The organism is Endozoicomonas sp. ALC013 (assembly GCF_049310205.1).
GTDB lineage: Bacteria > Pseudomonadota > Gammaproteobacteria > Pseudomonadales > Endozoicomonadaceae > Endozoicomonas.
In genome coordinates this window covers 1-1,063 of record NZ_JBLYNS010000410.1, presented here as the reverse complement: position 1 = coordinate 1,063, position 1,063 = coordinate 1, and the positions used below count along the sequence as shown (strand labels likewise).

Here is a 1,063-nt window from a genome sequence, read left to right as displayed (position 1 = left end):
TGCGCTACCATATCAAAACTTATAAGTATGAAAAAAAGAACAGTAATAAAAAGGCATAAGAGTAACTACCCAAGCCCGATTTCATTTATGGCCGGAGAGGTAGTTTCTATCGGAAAATACGATGAAGAATATCCGGGATGGGTTTGGATAACAAAAACAGATGGGAATGAAGGTTGGGCTCCAGTACAGTTTTTAGAAATTGATTCTAATAAAGGAGTGGCAACTGAAAACTATAATGCTGTGGAACTGAACACTTATGTTGGTGAAACTTTGCTAATAGAACAAGAACTGAATGAGTGGGGTTGGGCGAAAAATAGTTTAGGCTCTTTTGGTTGGGTTCCATTAGAGACACTGAATAAAAATGGGGTCAGGTCTTGATTCTTGACGTTAGTTTCGATGGCCCGATCAAGGTTCAAGACCTGACCCCGTTTTTTCAAAATAGCCCATAAGTCTTTTAATCCTCTTCATGTCACGCATAACAACAGCTTCGTGCGGACTGCGCCGCACAAGCGGGGGTTATGTGCCCTTTTCGATAATCTCAAAATAAGGAAGGTTTGATAATGAATAAAAAAGAAATTGAAGATTTTCTCAAGGAAGAAAATAATAAAATTGATGATTCTGAAAAAATTGAGCCTGCCAGTGAACACAAGGTTGTAAGCAATCATTCAGGATATAGCTACGAAGGTAGTGAAAATTATGAACATGATGACAATGGATCATTACATAACTATTCGGGTGTCGTAGACGAATTTGATAGCGCAGAATCAGAGCATGAAGGCTGGGAAAATGGGTATGATTTTTAATTAATTTAATTTATGAAGGTAGGGATTTGATGATTAAAATAATAACAATACTTCTCATACTTTTTGGAGTAACTGAAATATCATTTGCATATAACTATAAGCAAAATCCAATTACAAATAAAACTCCACGAAAAACTGCTAGCTTTTCAGACTCTGTTAGAAATCAAATTCATGCAGTGGGATTATGGTCAAATTTAAAGTCTCCATTGCCAGGAGATATAGAAATCCACCGATCAGGAAGTGCAAATATTGGCAAGATC

Annotated in this window: 3 protein-coding genes; all 3 read left to right on the top strand. The window is 36.6% G+C overall.

From position 1 onward, the window contains the following. Positions 1-378 (top strand): SH3 domain-containing protein (locus ACO6V1_RS24195; RefSeq protein ID WP_422469185.1); only part of this gene is annotated, 378 nt, incomplete at its 5' end. A gap of 182 nt (positions 379-560) precedes the next feature. Continuing rightward, positions 561-803: a hypothetical protein gene (locus ACO6V1_RS24190; RefSeq protein WP_422450679.1), complete on the top strand. Its 243-nt coding sequence runs from the start codon at positions 561-563 to the stop codon at positions 801-803. Between the two features lie 29 nt (positions 804-832). After that, the coding region (locus ACO6V1_RS24185) for a hypothetical protein (RefSeq protein ID WP_422469182.1) at positions 833-1,063 on the top strand (231 nt) is incomplete at its 3' end.

What these genes read in the sequence shown, in the direction of transcription:
- ACO6V1_RS24190 (WP_422450679.1), top strand. Translation starts at nt 561, where the DNA reads ATGAATAAAAAAGAAATTGAAGATTTTCTCAAGGAAGAAAATAATAAA.